The organism is Dysgonomonas termitidis, from assembly GCF_054657735.1.
Window position 1 is genome coordinate 2,214,370 of sequence record NZ_BAAHYD010000002.1, and the last position, 22,005, is coordinate 2,236,374.

Below are 22,005 nucleotides of genomic sequence, written 5' to 3' on the forward strand. Positions count from 1 at the left end.
ATAAATCAGGGTTTTTAAAGTTAATAAGTAATAGATAGAATTTAATAATATATTTTCTGTAAAATTTAAGCAGTTACTAAACAGGTCTGTGACCTTAACCGTGTTGTAAACTGTTTTACTTTATAGTTTGTTCACTGCACAAATTATTTCCATTGAGCAACTTCATTTACAGAGAAACGAACTGTATCTTTACTATCCTCTGCGGCTTTCCCTATAGATAAGAGTAATACAGGAATATATCGCTTAGGGTCAAGATTTAGGGTTTCGGTCAGTTCTTTACGCAAAAATCCGCCTATGGGATTGGTGTCATAGCCGTAATTTTTGGCGGCAAGCATCAGCTGCATTGCCACAAAGCCGCAGTCAAGTAAGATGGAATTTCTTAGTCTTTCCTCAGTATAACCGGTGCCATAGCCGTTTATGATTTCCAGCATTTTATCTTTGTGTTCCTGTGCCATCAAGTCATATTCCACATTGGCCGACAGTATTTTATCGGCAGAGGAATAATTGTCCATATCACCATAGATGGCTATTATGGCAGACGAAGTTTCCCATTGCAGCTGGTTAAACATCATATATGGCTTTATCAGTTCTTTACCTTCTTCGCTGTCGAAAATGAAAAAACGCCAGGGTTGGAGGTTGAATGACGAGGGCGCAGTCATTGCATCTTGGAGGATATCGGACATTTCCTCTTTACTGATTTTTATAGACGGGTCATATTTTCTGATTGAAGTGCGTTCTGTAAACAGATTGTTGGCCTGATTATTAACTTTCTTTAATTGCATAGCTCTCTTTTGGGATTAATAGACTCAGGCAAAGGTATAAAAACTAATCTAAAAACTTTATCTTTGCCCATTAAATAAGATATTTGCGGAGATTGAAGAGTCTGAAAAAGTTCTTTGCCGGGATATACTTTTTTTAATGTTTTTTCGTTATTAATTAACCAGTGTAATATAATAGTTCCTATGTTTAAAATCGGAAGCGACGGATAGGTAGCGAAGAAATAAGCTATACCATTTTAGTTAACTTTATTTTGAAAAGAAGTTTAACTTAAACAATATAGCTTATGAGAACAACACAAAGAAAAGGATTGGATTTCAAAGGACAAAATATTTATGTAGGAATTGATGTCCATTTGAAGAGTTGGTCGGTAACGGTGTTATCAGAAAATTCAGTCCTGAAAAAGTTCAGTCAGTCACCCGATGCAGGAGCATTGTTCAGGTTTTTATCAGCAAATTATCCGGGAGCGAGTTATCACTCGGTTTACGAAGCGGGATTTAGTGGATTTTGGATACATCGCCAATTAGTGAAGTTTGGAATCACGAATATAGTCGTTAATCCGGCAGATGTACCGACTATGAGTAAAGAGAAATTGCGAAAGACAGATTCTGTTGATAGCAGTAAACTAGCCAGAGAATTACGGTCAGGAAGCTTAAAAGGTATTTATGTTCCTGATGATGTGATGCTGGAAATGCGATCTTTGATAAGGTTAAGAAACACAATTGTAAAAGACAGTACACGCCAGAAGAACCGTATAAAGTCCCTGTTGCGTTTTCACGGCATAGAGATTCCGGATCAGTTCATGCGTCATTCTGTGGGTAACTGGTCCAAGCATTTTCTCAAATGGCTGGCAGAGGTAGAGCTATCTACCCAATACGGCAGACAAGCATTGAATTTGCATATTGATCAGTTTATTCGTCTTCGGGCAATGTTATTGCAGCAGACAAGGATTATACGCAGCATATCTCGCAGTGAAGCATTTACAGAATCAATAAGTTTGCTGACATCTGTACCTGGCATAGGCATAACTACAGGTATTACATTCCTGCTTGAAATAGATGATATCAGTCGCTTTGGCAGTGCAGATCAACTTGCCTCTTATGTGGGATTGATCCCCATGTGTCATTCTAGTGGAGACAAAGAAGGGATTGGAGATATAACGGTTCGTAAACATGCCATCTTGCGATGTTATATTATTGAAGCTGCCTGGATTGCCGTAAGGAAAGACCCTGCTATGACATTGGCTTATGAAGGATATAGAAAGAGAATGAATCCTCAAAAAGCGATTGTCAAAATAGCCCGCAAGTTAGTGAATAGAATATTTTTCGTACTTAAACGCAGACGGTTATATGTGCCATGTATTGTCAAATAAAGCATAATCTTATAGATAAACAGCTTTTTCATGAGAGATAACACTACATAACTCTTGCAGCTTTGAAGTCTGCTCAAATTAGAATGTGACTCTCACCTACAGTAAACTGATAGAGGAACTTGCAGCTCTCACTAGTGGGTAGTCTGCTATGGAAAGGCTGTTTACAATAGGATTTATTATTAGGTTTTTTTAGCCATATGGACAGTATCAGTAATAGAAAAGAGAGGCGATGATACGCCTCCCTAAGTAGCATTACTGCGTACCGTCAGGATGTTTATTGCTGACAAGTTGCTCCCCAGCAGAGCTTGTTTCCTCTTAACATCCTGATATAAAAGTAAAAAATAAAAGTTAAGTAAAATAATTGTCCAAGTTTATTTGGATTTTAAATGGAAAGTGTGCCGAAAGCTTCGGTTGCACCCGTTGCGCTATTTGTAGCATTTCGTCATTACTTTCCGCACTTAGCAGGTTGAAGAACACTGATGTCACACGGGATAGAAGTTTACCCGATTCATCCAGCGGTACTATTGTATTCTCAAAAGTAGGGACAGCCCTGATCATTACTATCTTGTTTATTTCCATAGTATGGTCTTTAATACCTTTCTCTATGGCAGGTTCGTAATGTTCGTTTTTTATTTTGTCGAACGGGGGAGTATCGTAAGGCGTTTTGTACGCCGAAAAGAACGGGTTTTGAGCTTGAATTGTTGTCATCGCTGTTATTAATAATAAAATAGATAATATGAGTTTTTTCATATAAATCAGGGTTTTTAAAGTTAATAAGTAATAGATAGAATTTAATAATATATTTTCTGTAAAATTTAAGCAGTTACTAAACAGGTCTGTGACCTTAACCGTGTTGTAAACTGTTTTACTTTATAGTTTGTTCACTGCACAAATTATTTCCATTGAGCAACTTCATTTACAGAGAAACGAACTGTATCTTTACTATCCTCTGCGGCTTTCCCTATAGATAAGAGTAATACAGGAATATATCGCTTAGGGTCAAGATTTAGGGTTTCGGTCAGTTCTTTACGCAAAAATCCGCCTATGGGATTGGTGTCATAGCCGTAATTTTTGGCGGCAAGCATCAGCTGCATTGCCACAAAGCCGCAGTCAAGTAAGATGGAATTTCTTAGTCTTTCCTCAGTATAACCGGTGCCATAGCCGTTTATGATTTCCAGCATTTTATCTTTGTGTTCCTGTGCCATCAAGTCATATTCCACATTGGCCGACAGTATTTTATCGGCAGAGGAATAATTGTCCATATCACCATAGATGGCTATTATGGCAGACGAAGTTTCCCATTGCAGCTGGTTAAACATCATATATGGCTTTATCAGTTCTTTACCTTCTTCGCTGTCGAAAATGAAAAAACGCCAGGGTTGGAGGTTGAATGACGAGGGCGCAGTCATTGCATCTTGGAGGATATCGGACATTTCCTCTTTACTGATTTTTATAGACGGGTCATATTTTCTGATTGAAGTGCGTTCTGTAAACAGATTGTTGGCCTGATTATTAACTTTCTTTAATTGCATAGCTCTCTTTTGGGATTAATAGACTCAGGCAAAGGTATAAAAACTAATCTAAAAACTTTATCTTTGCCCATTAAATAAGATATTTGCGGAGATTGAAGAGTCTGAAAAAGTTCTTTGCCGGGATATACTTTTTTTAATGTTTTTTCGTTATTAATTAACCAGTGTAATATAATAGTTCCTATGTTTAAAATCGGAAGCGACGGATAGGTAGCGAAGAAATAAGCTATACCATTTTAGTTAACTTTATTTTGAAAAGAAGTTTAACTTAAACAATATAGCTTATGAGAACAACACAAAGAAAAGGATTGGATTTCAAAGGACAAAATATTTATGTAGGAATTGATGTCCATTTGAAGAGTTGGTCGGTAACGGTGTTATCAGAAAATTCAGTCCTGAAAAAGTTCAGTCAGTCACCCGATGCAGGAGCATTGTTCAGGTTTTTATCAGCAAATTATCCGGGAGCGAGTTATCACTCGGTTTACGAAGCGGGATTTAGTGGATTTTGGATACATCGCCAATTAGTGAAGTTTGGAATCACGAATATAGTCGTTAATCCGGCAGATGTACCGACTATGAGTAAAGAGAAATTGCGAAAGACAGATTCTGTTGATAGCAGTAAACTAGCCAGAGAATTACGGTCAGGAAGCTTAAAAGGTATTTATGTTCCTGATGATGTGATGCTGGAAATGCGATCTTTGATAAGGTTAAGAAACACAATTGTAAAAGACAGTACACGCCAGAAGAACCGTATAAAGTCCCTGTTGCGTTTTCACGGCATAGAGATTCCGGATCAGTTCATGCGTCATTCTGTGGGTAACTGGTCCAAGCATTTTCTCAAATGGCTGGCAGAGGTAGAGCTATCTACCCAATACGGCAGACAAGCATTGAATTTGCATATTGATCAGTTTATTCGTCTTCGGGCAATGTTATTGCAGCAGACAAGGATTATACGCAGCATATCTCGCAGTGAAGCATTTACAGAATCAATAAGTTTGCTGACATCTGTACCTGGCATAGGCATAACTACAGGTATTACATTCCTGCTTGAAATAGATGATATCAGTCGCTTTGGCAGTGCAGATCAACTTGCCTCTTATGTGGGATTGATCCCCATGTGTCATTCTAGTGGAGACAAAGAAGGGATTGGAGATATAACGGTTCGTAAACATGCCATCTTGCGATGTTATATTATTGAAGCTGCCTGGATTGCCGTAAGGAAAGACCCTGCTATGACATTGGCTTATGAAGGATATAGAAAGAGAATGAATCCTCAAAAAGCGATTGTCAAAATAGCCCGCAAGTTAGTGAATAGAATATTTTTCGTACTTAAACGCAGACGGTTATATGTGCCATGTATTGTCAAATAAAGCATAATCTTATAGATAAACAGCTTTTTCATGAGAGATAACACTACATAACTCTTGCAGCTTTGAAGTCTGCTCAAATTAGAATGTGACTCTCACCTACAGTAAACTGATAGAGGAACTTGCAGCTCTCACTAGTGGGTAGTCTGCTATGGAAAGGCTGTTTACAATAGGATTTATTATTAGGTTTTTTTAGCCATATGGACAGTATCAGTAATAGAAAAGAGAGGCGATGATACGCCTCCCTAAGTAGCATTACTGCGTACCGTCAGGATGTTTATTGCTGACAAGTTGCTCCCCAGCAGAGCTTGTTTCCTCTTAACATCCTGATATAAAAGTAAAAAATAAAAGTTAAGTAAAATAATTGTCCAAGTTTATTTGGATTTTAAATGGAAAGAGTTATGATTGACTATATAAAAGGTGAAATCACGGAATTAACCCCGGCCTCAGTCACCCTTGAAACCTATGGCGTAGGATATTTTATAAGTATATCGTTGAATACATATTCGAACCTGACCGGCAGGAAAAGTGCACAACTTTTCATTTACGAAGCTATAAGAGAAGATGCTCACCAGTTATTTGGATTCTTTGATAAACAGGAACGTGAGTTGTTTATGCTGTTAATCAGTGTATCCGGTATCGGAGCCAGTACCGGGCGTATGATATTATCTTCGATGAGTACACAGGAACTTGCAAATGTTATTGCTTCAGGCAATTCAGATATGTTGAAGACAGTGAAAGGTATTGGATTAAAGACGGCCCAACGTGTAATTGTAGATCTGAAAGATAAAATAAAAGTGAGCGGAATAGAACAGGTCGATATGTTTACGTCGGGGCATCCGTCGGGAGAAGAAGCTGTGGCTGCATTGGTTATGCTGGGATTTACCCAGCAGGCATCCCAGAAAGTAGTAGCTAAGATATTAAAGGATAAGGCTGATAGCACAGTTGAGCAGATTATAAAGACAGCGTTGAAGATGCTCTGAGCCTGTAGTGTATTTTAACTTGACAAGGCAATAAATAGGTTTGGTACCTTATTATCGGTTATTTATTTTTAGAGTTGAAAAAATATATCAAATATTCATATGTAGTTACGCTCCTCATAAGTTCTGTAAGTTTGTTTTCCGGTATTACCGGTAAGACCGTATCCTTTTTTGCCTATGCGGATGAATTGCAATCGCAGGATACAGTACCCCGTTATCCTGTCAAGAAAATCCAGATAACTACATATGACGATTTGAAAGATAATCCGCCGGCCGATCTGAAAACTCCGTCTAATATTGAGACTTCGGTAGAATATGATCCCAATACAAAGCTATACATCTTTCGTACAAAAGTAGGAGAACAGGAGATCTCAACACCTTTTTCACTTACTCCTAAAGAATACATGGACTATACGCTGAAACGCTCTATGTCCAGTTATTTTAAGGGAAAGAATGCAGAGACCTACAACAATAAGGATGAAAAAGATGAATTTTCATTGAAGGATATAAAACTGGATATCGGTCCCGCCGAGAAGCTCTTTGGCCCTGGAGGAGTAAAGGTTAGGACACAAGGATATGTAGAGGCCACAATGGGAGTCAAGCATACAGGCACAGACAATCCGACCTTATCGGAACGCAACAGAAGTAAAACAGCTTTTGAGTTTAATGAGGATATACAGATGAACGTAACAGCATCTGTAGGCGATAAGATCAATTTCGATATGAATTATGACACAAAGGCATTATTCGATTTTGATTCTAAAAAACTAAAATTGGCATATGAGGGAAAGGAAGATGAGATAATAAAACGTATCGAAGCCGGAAACGTAAGCATGGCAACCACCAACTCCCTCATTAACGGAGGAACATCTCTTTTCGGTATCAATACAGAACTCCAGTTTGGTAAATTACGTATTAATACGGTAGTATCGCAACAAGAGTCGGAATCTCAGACTACGAGTTCGAAAGGTGGTATCCAAACCAATGAGTACGAATTCAAAGCCGATCAATATGATGCCAACAGGCATTTCTTCATATCCAACTATTTTAGGGACAACTATGATAAGGCTATGTCTAAACTGCCTTTTATTCAGTCGCCTGTCAATATTACAAATATTGAAGTATGGGTGACGAACAAGAGGGGGGATTATACGCAATCCCGTAATATAGTAGCGTTTGCCGATATCGGTGAACATACAAAAATCAAGAATGGTAAATGGTCTGCCGCCGTAGGTAAGCCGGACAATCCAGATAATGATGCAAATAATCTGTATGCTACCATTAAATCGGAAAAATCCGGAGCCAGAGATATATCCCAGATTACGGGACTTTTTAGCGGATATATAGAAAGCGGCCTCGATTATGAAAAAATAGAGAGCGCCCGGTTGCTGACCCAGGCTGAATATACTTTTAATCCTCAATTGGGTTACATATCGCTGACTTCGGCCCTGCAAGCCGATGAAGTGCTTGCTGTAGCTTATACATACAGAGCCAACGGCAAAGATTACAAGGTGGGTGAACTGGCTACTGATATTGTGGATAAATATGATTCCGGCAATCCAAAATCCGGAGCTTTGTTTATAAAGCTGATAAAGCCGGTTTCTCTTTCTCCTCGCTCCTACACCTGGGATATGATGATGAAGAACGTATATAAGGTAAGTGATAATGCTGTCCAACAAGACCATTTCAGGCTGAATATATCTTATCAGTCAGACACTATTGGTACGTATATAAATTACATTCCGGAAGGTAATATCAAGAATGAACTGCTGTTGAGAGTAATGAATCTAGACAGGCTCGATTCCCGCAACAATGAAGTAACGAGTAAAGAAGGCACTAAAGGTGACGGTATCTTCGATTTTGTGGAAGGATATACCGTTAAGTCGCAGAACGGACGTGTTTTCTTTCCTGTGGTCGAACCTTTTGGCTCTCATTTGAGGCAGATGATAGGAAATAATGCCATTGCGGATAAATATGTTTATCAGGAGTTATACGATTCCACGTTGACTGTTGCCCAGCAGATCGCAGAGAAGAATAAATTTAAAATATCAGGATCATACCGCGGGTCGGGTTCCAGTAATGCAGAGATAGACCTTAACGCCACCAATATACCTCAGGGTTCCGTGAAATTAACCGCTGCAGGAGCTACCTTGGTCGAAGGTGTAGACTATATAGTCGATTATATCGCGGGAAGGGTTACTATTATCAATCAGAATTTGCTGGATTCCAATACACCGATACAAGTTTCTTCCGAGGGGAGAACTTTTAATATGCAACGAAAAACTTTGCTGGGACTTAATCTGAGTTACGATATCTCAAAAAATTTCAATATTGGTGGTACTATTATGCACTACTATGAGAAGCCTCTGACGATGAAAACACAGATTGGAGACGAGTCTGTGAAAAATACTTTGTGGGGGCTGAACACATCCTACAAAACAGAATCGATGTGGCTGACAAATCTTGTAGATAAGTTGCCATTTGTAGAAGCGACCCAGCCATCGCAGATATCGTTCAATGCCGAGTTTGCCCAGATGATACCCGGACATTATCAGAGCAAAGAAGCGGGAGGATATTCTTATCTGGATGATTTCGAATCATCACAATCTAGAATAGATATAAAAAACCCTTATGCGTGGACTTTAGCATCGACTCCTTTGGGCGCTAAGGGTAAGGATAATAATATTCTATTTGATGAAGCAAGATTAAGTGACAGTATCAGGTATGGAATGAACAGAGCCATGCTCTCGTGGTTTATGATAGACAATCTTTTTACCCGGAAAGGTTCGTCTCTGACACCTAATCATATAAAAAATGACCAGGAACAATTATCCAATCATTTCGTACGGGAGATCAATATGTATGAGATTTATCCCCAAAAGGATATTCCGTCTAATGAAGCTGCTACTATTCCGGCCCTGAATTTGTCTTTTTACCCCAATGAGAGAGGCCCTTATAACCTCGACGCAACCAATATAGATTCGGATGGGAAGCTTGGGGATCCGGAAACCCGTTGGGGAGGGATTACCCGCCGGATGGATGTTCGCGATTTTGAAGCGTCAAATGTGGAATATATCGAATTCTGGCTGATGGACCCATTTGTCTATGACAGAACGGTTAAAGGGGGAGAATTATATATAAATCTGGGGGAAATATCGGAAGACGTACTCAAAGACGGTAAAAAATTCTTTGAAAACGGGCTTCCTGTCAATGATGATCCCGAAGCTACAGAAACTACCGTATGGGGTAAAGTGCCCAAACGCCAGTCGACTGTCTATGCTTTTGACGATAATGCCGGAAGCGATGCCCGCAGAAAGCAGGATGTGGGACTGAATGGGTTGAGCACAGAAGAAGAACGTACATTTGGTACATATAGTAGATATTTGCAGGATTATGACGCCAAACTATCGGCGGCGGCAAGAGAAAAATTAAACGCTGATCCATTTTCACCACTGAACGACCCTGCCGGGGATACTTACCATTTCTACCGTGGGACAGATTATGACCGCGATGAGGTAAGTATCCTCGACCGTTATAAATATTATAATAACACCGAAGGAAACTCCCCTGATACCAGGCAGACATCAGAGAGTTATTCTACCGCAGCCCGGCCTGTCCCCGATGTAGAGGATATAGATCAGGATAATACGTTGAATGAGACAGAAGCCTATTTCCAGTACAGGATAGAGCTTGACCCGAAAAAAATGAATGTCGGCGAGAATTATATAGCTGACAGCCGTAAAATGACAGTGCCGCTTCGTAATGGAACAAATGGGGAAATAACATGGTACCAGTTTAAAGTACCGGTACGTCAGGGTGAAAAAATCGGGAATATTTCGGACTTTAAGAGCATCCGCTTTATGCGTATGTTCCTGACCGGTTTCGATCAGGCAACATTCCTGCGATTCGGTACATTGCAATTAGTCCGTGGCGACTGGCGTACATACGAACAAACACTAAATAAAAATAATGAGCCGTCAGGGAATGGGACTCTTGATGTTGCAACAGTAAATATAGAAGAAAATTCGGACCGTAAACCTGTAAATTACGTACTTCCTCCGGGACTTAGCCGCGTCACCGATCCCGATCAGGCACAGATGACAAAGGAGAATGAGCAATCCTTGTCTATGCGGATACACGACCTGAGTGCAGGGGACGCGCGGGCGATTTATAAAAATACATATTATGATCTCAGGCGGTATAAACGCCTGCAAATGTTCACCCATGCCGAAGAACTTATCGACGGGGAGAAATTGGTAAGAGGCGACCTCACTGTATTTATCCGCCTGGGTTCCGATTATAAGAATAACTACTATGAGTACGAGATACCTTTAGTAATAACTCCCGAAGGCTCAACCGACAGGAATGTGGTATGGCCTAACGAGAATATGTTCGATTTTCCGTTAGAATTGTTGAAAGATGTAAAATTGCACCGTAACAGGGAAAAACGAAAAGCGGGTTCTGCCGTTTCATACACGACACTCTACTACGAGTATGACCCTGATAAACAAAACAACAGGGTAAGTGTGATCGGTAATCCTTCATTGTCCGAAATTAATGTGATAATGGTTGGGGTAAGAAATAACAGTACGGTGATCAAGTCGGGAGAAGTATGGATAAACGAACTTCGCCTAACCGATTTTGACGAAGAAGGCGGATGGGCAGCACAGGGAAATCTGAATGTGGCGCTATCCGACCTGGGTACGATCAATGTCTCGGGCCGGAAGGAAACAGTAGGATTCGGAGCTTTGGACCAAAAGCTGATGGAGAGACGTTCCGATGATTACCATACATATAGTATTGCTGCCAATATAGAATTGGGTAAATTCTTCCCGGAAAAAGCTAAAGTAAGCCTGCCTTTATATTATTCATATTCGAATCAGACGACTACCCCTAAATATGATCCGTTCGATCAGGACGTTACATTAAAGGAAGCTTTGAGCATAGTGGAAACCAAGGCTGAAAAAGATTCAATAAGGAGTCTGGCTGAGGAAAAAACTACTACGAAGAGTATTAGTGTGAATAATGTTAAAGTAAATATTCAGAGCAAGACCCCGATGCCATACGACCCGGCAAACTTTAGTTTCGGCTATTCATATAGCCAGAGTGAGACGAAGAATCCAACCACGGTGTACGATGTGAGTAAAAATTACAGAGCCACATTCAACTACTCATACAGCCCGATGGTAAAGACCTGGGAACCATTCAAAAATGCCAAGAGTAAGTCAGGGGCTGCGAAATTTGCCCGGTCTTTAGGCTTTAATTATTTGCCGTCCAATATTGCCTTCAATTCAAATATCGTACGGTATTATACCGAAACTGCGTTACGCGATATAGAAAGTTACAGGCTGGGAGGAGGTACCGCGAGCCAGTTTTTATCATGGAGCCAGTCATTCTTATGGGACAGGGACTTTAATATCGATTGGGACTTTACCCGTAACCTGAAGTTTTCTTTTCAGTCGGGAACCAGGGCAGAAATAGAAGAACCGTATCTGCAGGTGAATAAAAAACTGAACAGGGACCACTATGATACGTGGAAAGATGCGGTTATGCGTAGTCTGAGAAGCCTTGGAGATCCGCTTTCGTACCGGCAAGCAGTAAAAATTACATACCAGCTTCCTTTCAAGAATATTCCGGCGATGGATTGGGTTACGTCTAATGCCGGCTACACAAGCGGTTATCAGTGGGATCGCGGAGCTAATATCGATAGTGTGGAAATTGGCAATACCATAAGCAATACAATGACGCTGGAACTGACAAACCGGTTTAATATGACTTCGTTATATAATAAGTCATCATTCTTGAAGAGAGTAAACGACCGTTTCGATGCAAAGAGAAGGTCGCAGTCACCCGGCCAGCGTGAGCGCGAAAAACGGGAACCTGAAAAGCGCAGGTTTACTCAAGATGTAATATTGCACAGAGATACCACAACTACAGTAACACATGGCCTCGAGACTAAGAATATACAGGTGACAGCGAGAAAAGACGGAAAGGCATATACTGTCAAATTTAAAAAAGTAGATGATAATACAATCTTAATTAATAATAAAGACTCGGCCAATATCCGGTTAAGCATTGAAGGCAGGTATCGGGAGACCGGAACATCGAAGGTATTACAGGATATAATTGAATACTCGGCTCGTGGACTAATGTCGTTGCGTACGGTAGGTTTTAATTATTCAAGGCATAACGAAACGTATATTTCAGGTTTCAAACCGGGTATAGGCGACGCGTTTGGTCAGAAAGGTTCCGATTATGGAATGGTTCCGGGGCTTGGCTTTGCTTTCGGACTGGAGGGCGGTGATGATTTTATACAAAGGTCGATAGAAAGGGACTGGCTGGTAGGGAATACCCTGAATGTGTCGCCGTCGGTTTTTAATACTGCTGAAACATTCGAATTCAGAGCACAGATAGAACCGTTCAAAGACTTTAAGATAGAACTGAATGCCAAACATGAGGATAATAAGCGGACAGAAGTTCAATATACTGTTTTAGAAGATAATACACCGAATACAATGAGGACATTCGGCGGCAATTTCTCTATGACCACCGTGGCCTTGTCTTCAGCCCTTAAAAGCAGTAACGCTAAAAACGGTTATTATTCGGCTGCCTTCGAGAAATTCCTTGAAAACAGGTATCATATAAAAGACAGATTAGAAGCTAAATATAGAAATACATCTTATCCTGCGGGAGGTTTTATCAGCGATAATACTCCAGGCCTTATAAATAAGCCATATTCGGCTGCTAATGGGGAAGTTGATGTCAATTCCGCCGATGTGCTTATTCCTGCATTTATATCTGCTTATACGGGGCGTAGCGCGGATAATATAGCGCTTACAGCATTTCCGTCTTTGTTATCCATATTACCCAACTGGACAGTGGCATATGACGGGCTGACCAGTATCCCACTTATAAAAGAGAAATTTAAGAATTTACGGCTGAGTCATGCTTATACCTGTTACTATCAGGTGAGTAATTATAATTCTTTCTCAAATTGGGTACAGGCAGACGACGAACTAGGATATATACGTGATATACTCAGCGGGAATCCGGTACCATCTTCACCATACAATATATCATCGGTCGGCATATCCGAAGTGTTTAATCCTCTGTTCGGAGTTGAAGGTACATTGAATAATAATATGACAATAAATACACGTTATAATAATGCACGTACTTTAACCTTAAATATGTCATCTTATCAGATTATAGAGTCATTGCAGAAAGAATTTATAGTTGGGTTCGGATATCGTATCAACGAATTTAACCGCCTGATAGGACTGAGCCAGAAATCAACAGGGCAGTTCAACAACGATTTGAATATAAAAGCAGACTTGTCACATAAAACAGTCGAAGCATTACTTCGCAAGATACAGGAGAATTTTACGCAGGCAACAAGTGGCACGACTATTGTAACATTAAAAATATCGGCGGATTATGCAATGAGCAGGTCTTTGACTTTGAGGGCATTCTATGATCGTATTCTGAACAGGCCATTAATTTCATCATCGTCATATCCGACAACAAATAGTAATTTTGGAATAAGTTTAAAATTTATTTTGATACAATAAAAAAAATTTATAAGCTTGCATAGAAAAAATATTTCCTTTATGTTTATTTTTTCAAATGTTAAACAATATCTTTGTCTTAATTGTTAAATAGTAAAACCAAGACGTATAAAATTTATTTAATTAAAGTAAGCAAGTCTTGATAGAATAGAGAGGCTAAAATGAAAAAATCGACAATATGGATACTCGCCGGAATAATGGCATTCGCGTTCTTTGGCCTATTGTATTTGCAAATAACCTACCTTCGGGAATCTATAAGGATAAGGAGTGATCAGTTTAATGAGATCATTAACAGAAGCCTTCTGCAGGTCTCTCGCAGTTTGGAACTCGATCAGACACAAAAGTATCTGAATGAGGCTTTTCTCGAGAATCAGAAAAAACAGGCGGCCGCTTATAACAGATCACTATCCTTGCAGAATCAGGTGCAGGAAGAAACCGTAACGCATCAGCAAAGGGTGAAGATGACAGCTCCCGATATGGAGATAAATATGGAGTTGAATATGTCGACCACTACCCAGGCTCCGAAGAGCCAGATTTTCCAGTCGCCTAGCAAAGGTGGGACGAATGCTATATCGAAAACTATATTCGGTATGCAGGATGAACAAAAAAAGAAATATCTTTACGAGAGCGATATAATGAACGAGGTGCTGAACCGTATCATAAATACGGCAAGTAGCATACCTATAGCCGAACGGGTAAACCTGAAATCGCTAGAAGTTCTTATCAGAAACGAGATAAAAGGGAATGGTATAGAGTTGCCGTTCCAGTACGAAGTGGTGGACAAAAACGACAAGCCAATATATCAGCAGCCGTTTTTTACGATGCAAAACAGGAAGGACTATTATCTCCAATCGTTATTTCCTAACGATCCGCAGGATAAGGTTACATACCTGAAAGTATATTTTCCTGATAAGGATAAATACTTGTTTAGTGAGGTAAAATTTCTATATCCGTCAATTTTGTTTACCTTTATATTATTGGTAACGTTTATCATAATCATTTATATTACATTCCGCCAAAAGCGTTTGTCGGAAATGAAGAGTGATTTTATGAATAATATGACACATGAACTGAAGACACCTGTGTCGACAATATCCTTAGCTGCACAAATGCTGAAAGATGGTTCTATAACAAAGTCACCGGAAGTTTTCAAACATATATCAGGCGTGATAAACGATGAAACCGAACGGCTAAGTTTTCAGGTAGAAAAAGTTTTGCAGATGTCTCTTTTCGAGAAACAAAAGGCAACCCTGAAAATGAAAGAACTGGATGCCAACGATGTGGTTGTAAGTGTAGCTAATACTTTCCAAATAAAAGTCGAAAAATTCGGCGGTAATCTGGATATTGATTTGGAAGCCACAGAATCAGCTATTGAAGCAGATAAAATGCATTTTACCAATGTGTTATTTAACCTATTGGATAACGCGGTGAAGTACAGAAGGGAAGATGTGCCGCTGGAATTGATGATACGTACATGGAATAGCAATAATAAATTGTATATCTCAGTAGAGGATAATGGCATAGGTATAAAGAAAGAATTAGTAAAGAAGATCTTTGAGCGTTTCTATCGCGTATCCACAGGCAATAGGCACGATGTTAAAGGATTCGGCCTGGGACTGGCATATGTGAGGAAAATAGTTGAAGACCACAAAGGAACAATAAAAGCAGAGAGTGATTTAGGAAAGGGCACCAAGTTTATTATTTGCCTGCCTGTGATGAAGAATAATGAGCAACTCAAATAAATTGTATGTAAATAAGTAAGTTATGGAAGAAAAATTGAAATTATTTTTATGTGAAGATGATGAGAATCTTGGTATGCTGCTAAGAGAGTATCTTCAGGCAAAAGGTTACGACACTGACCTTTACATTGACGGAGAAGTTGGATACAAAGGGTTTGTAAAAGAAAAATACGACCTGTGTATCCTGGATGTGATGATGCCTAAGAAAGACGGTATCACTCTGGTAAAAGAAATCAGAGCAATCAACACGGAAATCCCTATTATATTCTTGACCGCTAAGAATATGAAGGATGATATCCTTGAAGGCTTTAAGGCCGGAGCTGACGACTATATTACAAAACCGTTCAGCATGGAAGAACTTGTTCTTCGTATCGAGGCTATTTTCCGTCGTGTAAAAGGAAAGAGAAGTAAAGAACAACAGGTTTACCAATTCGGTAATATGAACTTTGATACTCAAAAGCAAATTCTGACTATCAATGGTGAAAGTACCAAACTAACAACTAAAGAAGCAGAACTATTGGCTCTGTTATGTGCTCATGCTAACGACATATTGGAAAGAAATCATGCCCTGAAACAAATCTGGGTTGATGACAACTATTTCAATGCCCGTAGTATGGACGTATATATCACAAAGTTGCGTAAACTGTTAAAACCGGACCCAAGTATTGAGATCATCAATATCCACGGTAAAGGTTATAAACTGATTGCCCCTGTGAACGAGGAAGAAGGAACTGAATAATATCAGTCCGAATATAGAGTAAAAAGCCGGTTGATACCGGCTTTTTTTATTTAGTCAATAGCCTTTTTTCGTAAATACTTTGTCAGATATTCATTGAATATGATACCAAATACGATCAGGAATAATCCCACATATGTAGTCACGTATATTTGCTCCCCTAATATCAGATGAATCAGGAAAAGGGAAATAAACGGCGATAAATAGCACATCTGATTCACCAAAGCCGGATTATTGGTTTTCCTGATAGCCAGCCCGAAAAAGATGAACGGTATCCCCATCTCAAAAGCGCCTACATAGATACTGGATAATATTCCGGGCACAGAATTCAGACTGACTCCTATAAACAAAGCTCCTATCAGTAAGTATAATGAGCCAAACAGGAAACTGAGGAATAATGCGACTATCCCATCCACTTTTTTATTCTGATTATTTACTATCCAATATGTTGCCCACAAAAATGCACTTAGGAAAGCGAGTAGTAATCCTGTAATAGGTAAACTCTGTCCGCTTATACTTCCCGAACCTAACGATATAAGGGCAACTCCTCCGAGAGACAGCGCCATGCCGGCATATTTTGTCTTGGGTATTGGCTGGCGGGCAATTATTGCCAGCAGGACCAGCAATACAATCGGCCATGAATAGTTTATCGGTTGTGCTATTTGCGCAGGCAATAAAGCATACGATTTGAAAAGGACCAGATAATAAGTTACCGGATTGAGTAAGCCGACCAGTGAAAACCATCCCCACTGCCTTGCGGGAAGAGTTTGCAGGTCTGACCATTTTTTCAGTATAGTCATGGCTATGCTGAATATAAGTAGCGCGGTAAAACTGGCAACCAAAAGCATTTCGAAATGAGAGAAATACTTCAATGCCGTTTTAAACATCGTGGCTACTGTAGACCAGCTTAATACGGCAATGCCGCCATAAATAAGCGCTTTATTACTATCCTGCATCGTTATCTTAAAGCTTCTACTTCTTCGGTAGTCAATGGTATCTTTTTGCCTAACCTGCGGGAACCTGTTTCTGTAATGAGGAAATCTTCTTCGTTACGCAATCCGCCAAAGTCCCTGTATGCATCCAGCTTGTCGTAATTGATGAATTCTTCGAATTTCTTTTCACCTTTCCATAAGTCTATCAGTTCGGGTATAAAGTAGACGCCCGGCTCGATAGTGAGTACAAAACCCGCTTCCAGTTTCCGTCCCAACCGTAACGATTTCCGTCCGAACTGCGTACTTTTGGGCTCTCCGTTGTAACCTACCCAAACTTCACCCAGATTTTCCATATCATGTACATCCAGTCCCATCATATGTCCCAGTCCACACTGGAAAAACATCGCATGAGCGCCGGCCTGTACAGCTTCGTCCATATCACCTTTCATCAGGCCCAGCGATTTCATCCCTTCGCAAATGACCTTTGCCGAAAGTTCATACACTTCCCTGAACGGGATGCCCGGCCGTAATGCTTCTACCGATGCAATATGTGAAGCTACCTGAATATCATATACGTCTTTCTGGCGGGACGAGAATTTCTTTCCGGCAGGTATGGTAGACGACATATCGCCTGCATAACCCATTTCGGTTTCCGCACCGGCGTCGATGAGGAACATATCGCCTTCTTTTACTGTGTTTCCGTGATAGTGATTGTGCAATGTTTGTCCGTTTACTGTGGCGATAGTAGGGAAGGAGAGCCTTCCTCCGGCTGCATAGGCTACTTCTTCCAGTGCTGCCATCACCTCATATTCTTTCATTCCTACACGGACTTTCTTTATCGCGGTAATGTGCATATCGGCTGTAATATCACAGGCCTTTTCTATTTCAGCGATTTCTTCTTCCGATTTATAGATACGTTGATTTACCACACCCTGAATAAATGGGAGGGAGGCCTCTTGTTGTGCAGGTTTAAGACCAGTCCAGTCCATTAGCCTGAGTGTATGTTCCGCCCTGTAAGTTGGCAGGTAATGTACTTTCTGTCCTTTAGTTGCCGCTTTTGACAGATAACTGCCTAATGACGGATACGGTTGAATATTTGCTACTCCGATTCTTTCACTTTTTTCCTTCAATGTAGGCTGTGTCCCCATCCATACTATTTGGTCGATAGTAAGTTCGTCTCCGAATATGATCTCCTTATCTTCGTCTATATTGATAACGGCTGCTAGTCCGGCATATGGAAGCCCGAAGAAATAAAGAAATGTGGAATCCTGACGGAAAGGGTAGGTATTGTCTTCATAATTCATTCCGGATTCGTCGTTTCCGAGGAATAGGAGAATGCCCGAACCTATTGTTTTTTTCAATTGGTTGCGGCGGCGGATGTAAGTTTCTTTTGAAAACATAATATTATTATTTTATATTGATTAGCAATTTATAATTTTCTCACCGTATTTTACAGGGTGTGAGTTAATAAAAAGTTGACAAACTTTACATATTTTACACTTTTTCTTTATTGTCACTATTTCCTTCTATTAGCCGATAGCTTTTAGCCTTTAGCAATGCGGGCCGATAAAAATTTTTAGCTCGTTGCTGCTTGCAGGGAGAAGTAACACAAATTCTTTACTTAAAACTTATAACTTGTTAAAATCTGACAAACTTTACACTTTTTTCATATTTTTTATTCTTATGTACTTAGGGGATAAATTTTTCTTTACCACAAGTGTACAAAAATTTACAGAAGGACACTATATAAAAACTTGACAAACTTGACACATTTTGCACTATTTTTATTCCTTTATTTTTTATCCTCTGATAAACCAGGATACTAAAAACTTATACATTAAAGTCGTCAATACTTTTTATTTTAGTATTATTTTGTCATTGGCTCCGCTTCGCTCTGCCGAACGTTGTTTCTGAGGTACGAAGAATCTCGTTTCAGGGGATGTTTGCCTTGTCTCGCTTCAACGATTTTGACTCCGTCGATTTTCAATTCAATTCACTACCGTTCAACATGACAAAGAGAATAAAAACAGATAAAAAGAAACTTTTATTGAAAAGTCTGGACGGCTTCATTTAAAAGTATCAAAGGACTATCAATTATCAGCTAAATATATAGATAAAGTTTTCAAATACCGATCAGCATAATACATGGAATTTATATTTTCTTCTCTTGGTTCGGCATAGGCTCTGCCTACGTCGTGGTATAACTAAAGTTCCTACTTTTGATGTTCTCGTACATGCCGGTTCCAGCAATGATTATATATTTATCTATACTGTGAAACAAAGTTTTACCCCGCTCGCGCGGACTTCCAGTCCGTGTGTTGCGAAGCAAAACTTATTCAATAATAATTACATTTAACAAACCTTTCTCTCCCGAATAATCAACAGCGCTGCTATATACATAATCTTCTGCCCGAAAAACCAAGCCTTCTTCAACCGGATTATTATGCAAATAGTCCAACTTTTGATTAATAACCTCATTACTCCATAGTTCTATCGGATGGTTTTCTGTTGCCCAAAAACAATTACCTTCTACATCCCTAAATTTTTCCAATAACCACTCTTTGCGACTTTCTTGAGGATTATTACTGATTGCTTTTAATATTTCTCTGGATGTAAAGCCTTTAAAATCCCTCAATATATTTTGTAGCAAACACCCTTCCTCTGTTCTAACAATCAGATGAACATGATTGGTCATTATACACCATGCAAACAGTTCTAAGCCCTTATGGTTTTGGCAAAAATTCAAACTGTCAACCAATATATCTTTATATTCATTACGGGTAAAAACATCAACCCAATCTTTAACAGCAAAGCTGATAAAGTAAAGCCCATCCGGATTATGAAATTTATATCTTCTACTCATAATAGTTACAATCTATTTTTGCTGCGCAACACACGGACGAGACGTCCGCGCGAGCAGGCAGAGCCTATGCCAAACGATTATTCTATAAACGACTTAAATCTTTCAGGACTATTGCCTGAAAGATTTAAATCGTTATTAATTAGGTTGTTATTTAAATAAACAAAAAGGCTCTGGTGCGAATACAGTATTCTTATTTCAATGCAGATTCGCTGAATTTCAGAACTTCACGTACCGAGTGCGCCCAGAAATTGCGAAGACCAAATCCCTGTGCCTTACCATCAGCTTTCCAGCTATCGATAATATTGCGGGTTTTTATATCAAAAAACACGACATCGAAGTATCCTCTGTTCTTTGCCTTGCTTAATCTTTCGGCTATGATGATTACTCCGGTACCATCAGTCTCTTTTATCGAAAGGGATTTTACAATGTCCTTTATTGTATTGTCCTCCAGTTGATATGCAGCATCTGTAGTAAGAATATCATCGGCTTTAAGGTCTGATATACGTGTTTTAACAACATCAACATAAACACCCAGAACCCTTTTCTTCAAATACTTAGCAATGTCATATTTTTTTGCTTCTGTAATGAATAGATTGTTTATATCCTGAAAAGCATATTTGAAATGTTCACCGGATTCTTTTGCACCATATACTTTCGCATGAGAAAAGTCAACCCCGTAAAAATTGATGGCTTGAATGTCTTTTAAAAGCTCTTTCTTCTGAGAAAAACCGCATACACTTACCAGTAGCGCAATAACTAAAACTAATTTTTTCATATAAATAAGATTTTATTAGTGATTTTATACCAAATGTAAGAAAAAGCCTCTTCTTATCAAAGGAATTACCGTAAATCTATAAATTTAACAGCTTTCCGGCTCATAGGCGGAGTCTGAATCTGCGCTATATATTCAGGGGATTCGAAAGTTATGTTTGGTGCAACTCTAACCTTCGATCTGAACAGGTCCTTGATTTCTTTTATAAAAGCTTCGCTCCTGCTTTCATCACAGCCTACCCGCACTAATATTTCATCTGTTCCCAGATCGTTGGTAAATACTTCAACTACATAATTCTTGATATGCGGTATATTGTCCAGTATATCGAATAAGGCAGGCGGATAAAGCGTAGTACCCTTATATTTTATCATCTGTCCCCTGCGTCCCAATACGCTGCTCAGGCGTATGGTATTCCTGCCGCAGCTGCAAGGTTCGGTATAGTGATAGCATACATCTCCTGTCTTGAAACGCAGGAGGGGCATACCTTCCACTCCCAGAGTAGTAATCGTGACTTCTCCGGACTCGCCTTCTCCGACAGGATTGTCGTTATCGTCCAGAAATTCCACTATAATCAGTTCCGGCTGTAAGTGACCGCCGCAAAAGCCGTCGCATTCTGTGAAAGATGCCTGCATTTCGGTAGAGGCATATGTGGAATATAATTGCAGGGAATTCCATTTTTCCCGGATGCGTCTGCCCAAGGTATTTAGTTCGAAGCTTTCTTTGCGTAAAGATTCTCCTATACAAAGGCATTTTTTGATGGAACTGTTGTTGTAATCGATTTTATTTTTTTCGGCAAAATCTATCAGTTTTATGAGGAATGAGGGTACTGCTATTCCGCATGTGGGCTGTATCCGTTCTATCGTGTCCCATTGGAGTTCAGGTATTCCGTTTCCCACACGGGCTACACCCATACCTAGTTCGCGCGCTCCGAGGAAATAAGCCAGCCCGGCCATGAAACGGCGGTCTATGGTTGTCATCAATTGCATGATGTCATTTTTGGTAAATCCTGCGGTGGTAAAAGACAGGTATTCGTTATAGGCGAGGCGGTCGAGGTCTTTGCCGGTGAGGGCAAATGTGATGGGATCGCCCAGAGTCCCCGATGTAGTTACATAATCAATGATCCGGGATTTCTCTACACAAATAAAATCTTCACTGTATTTTTGCAGGTCATTCTTCGTGGTGACAGGTAATTGCCGTAGATCTTCGATTGTCTCGATTCCCTTTATATCGATATTCTGTTCTTTGAACATCCTTTGATAAAAAGCGGAGTGTTCCTTTAGGTATTGCAGAGCAGCCTGTAGTTTCGTTTCCTGATATTCTTTGATCTTGATGGCAGGCTGAAATTGTATGTCGGGGTGTTTTTCCATTAC

14 protein-coding genes are annotated in these 22,005 nt (G+C 39.7%); 6 read left to right on the plus strand and 8 right to left on the minus strand.

What is annotated here, in order from left to right; genetic code table 11:
- Positions 1-143 precede the first annotated feature (143 nt).
- Positions 144-782 carry a nitroreductase family protein gene (locus tag ACYQ3L_RS13340; protein ID WP_379999335.1) on the minus strand — a complete coding sequence of 213 codons (639 nt, stop codon included), beginning with the start codon at positions 780-782 and terminating at the stop codon, positions 144-146.
- Between the two features lie 281 nt (positions 783-1,063).
- Between ACYQ3L_RS13340 and ACYQ3L_RS13345 the strand changes: the two genes are divergently transcribed.
- The gene (locus ACYQ3L_RS13345; RefSeq protein ID WP_379999338.1) at positions 1,064-2,149 is read left to right on the plus strand and encodes an IS110 family RNA-guided transposase; all 1,086 of its coding nucleotides are present in this window, start codon (positions 1,064-1,066) and stop codon (positions 2,147-2,149) included.
- Between the two features lie 348 nt (positions 2,150-2,497).
- On the opposite strand, the gene ACYQ3L_RS13350 is transcribed toward ACYQ3L_RS13345, so the two are convergent.
- Both ACYQ3L_RS13350 and ACYQ3L_RS13355 read right to left on the minus strand, forming a co-directional pair.
- Positions 2,498-2,899, minus strand: a complete 402-nt coding sequence (locus ACYQ3L_RS13350) for a hypothetical protein (protein ID WP_459952423.1) — start codon at positions 2,897-2,899, stop codon at positions 2,498-2,500.
- Between the two features lie 143 nt (positions 2,900-3,042).
- Positions 3,043-3,681 (minus strand): nitroreductase family protein, encoded by a 639-nt coding sequence (locus tag ACYQ3L_RS13355; protein ID WP_379999335.1) that lies wholly within the window; start codon positions 3,679-3,681, stop codon positions 3,043-3,045.
- 281 nt (positions 3,682-3,962) lie between these two features.
- Between ACYQ3L_RS13355 and ACYQ3L_RS13360 the strand changes: the two genes are divergently transcribed.
- From ACYQ3L_RS13360 to rprY, 5 genes are all read left to right on the plus strand, one after another.
- Entirely contained in the window at positions 3,963-5,048 is a 1,086-nt protein-coding gene (locus ACYQ3L_RS13360; RefSeq protein ID WP_379999338.1) for an IS110 family RNA-guided transposase, read from the plus strand.
- Positions 5,049-5,446: 398 nt separating this feature from the next.
- Positions 5,447-6,028 carry a Holliday junction branch migration protein RuvA gene (gene ruvA, locus ACYQ3L_RS13365; protein WP_379999341.1) on the plus strand — a complete coding sequence of 194 codons (582 nt, stop codon included), beginning with the start codon at positions 5,447-5,449 and terminating at the stop codon, positions 6,026-6,028.
- 74 nt (positions 6,029-6,102) lie between these two features.
- Entirely contained in the window at positions 6,103-13,596 is a 7,494-nt protein-coding gene (gene sov, locus ACYQ3L_RS13370) for a T9SS outer membrane translocon Sov/SprA (protein ID WP_379999344.1), read from the plus strand.
- 158 nt (positions 13,597-13,754) lie between these two features.
- Positions 13,755-15,335 carry a sensor histidine kinase gene (locus ACYQ3L_RS13375; RefSeq protein ID WP_379999346.1) on the plus strand — a complete coding sequence of 527 codons (1,581 nt, stop codon included), beginning with the start codon at positions 13,755-13,757 and terminating at the stop codon, positions 15,333-15,335.
- Positions 15,336-15,357: 22 nt separating this feature from the next.
- A complete protein-coding gene (gene rprY / locus ACYQ3L_RS13380) occupies positions 15,358-16,071 on the plus strand; it encodes a response regulator transcription factor RprY (protein WP_379999348.1) in 714 nt (237 codons plus the stop codon).
- A 50-nt stretch (positions 16,072-16,121) separates the two neighbouring features.
- Here the strand turns inward: rprY and ACYQ3L_RS13385 are convergent, their stop codons facing one another.
- From ACYQ3L_RS13385 to flxY, 5 genes are all read right to left on the minus strand, one after another.
- Positions 16,122-17,024 (minus strand): DMT family transporter, encoded by a 903-nt coding sequence (locus ACYQ3L_RS13385; protein WP_379999351.1) that lies wholly within the window; start codon positions 17,022-17,024, stop codon positions 16,122-16,124.
- A gap of 2 nt (positions 17,025-17,026) precedes the next feature.
- On the minus strand, positions 17,027-18,400 hold the full coding sequence (locus ACYQ3L_RS13390) for an aminopeptidase P family protein (RefSeq protein ID WP_379999353.1): 1,374 nt from the start codon (positions 18,398-18,400) through the stop codon (positions 17,027-17,029).
- Positions 18,401-19,332: 932 nt separating this feature from the next.
- Positions 19,333-19,863: an REP-associated tyrosine transposase gene (locus tag ACYQ3L_RS13395; protein ID WP_379999355.1), complete on the minus strand. Its 531-nt coding sequence runs from the start codon at positions 19,861-19,863 to the stop codon at positions 19,333-19,335.
- A gap of 190 nt (positions 19,864-20,053) precedes the next feature.
- A complete protein-coding gene (locus ACYQ3L_RS13400) occupies positions 20,054-20,638 on the minus strand; it encodes a hypothetical protein (RefSeq protein WP_379999357.1) in 585 nt (194 codons plus the stop codon).
- A gap of 65 nt (positions 20,639-20,703) precedes the next feature.
- Entirely contained in the window at positions 20,704-22,002 is a 1,299-nt protein-coding gene (gene flxY / locus ACYQ3L_RS13405) for a flexirubin biosynthesis putative acyl-CoA ligase FlxY (protein WP_379999359.1), read from the minus strand.
- Positions 22,003-22,005: the final 3 nt, after the last annotated feature.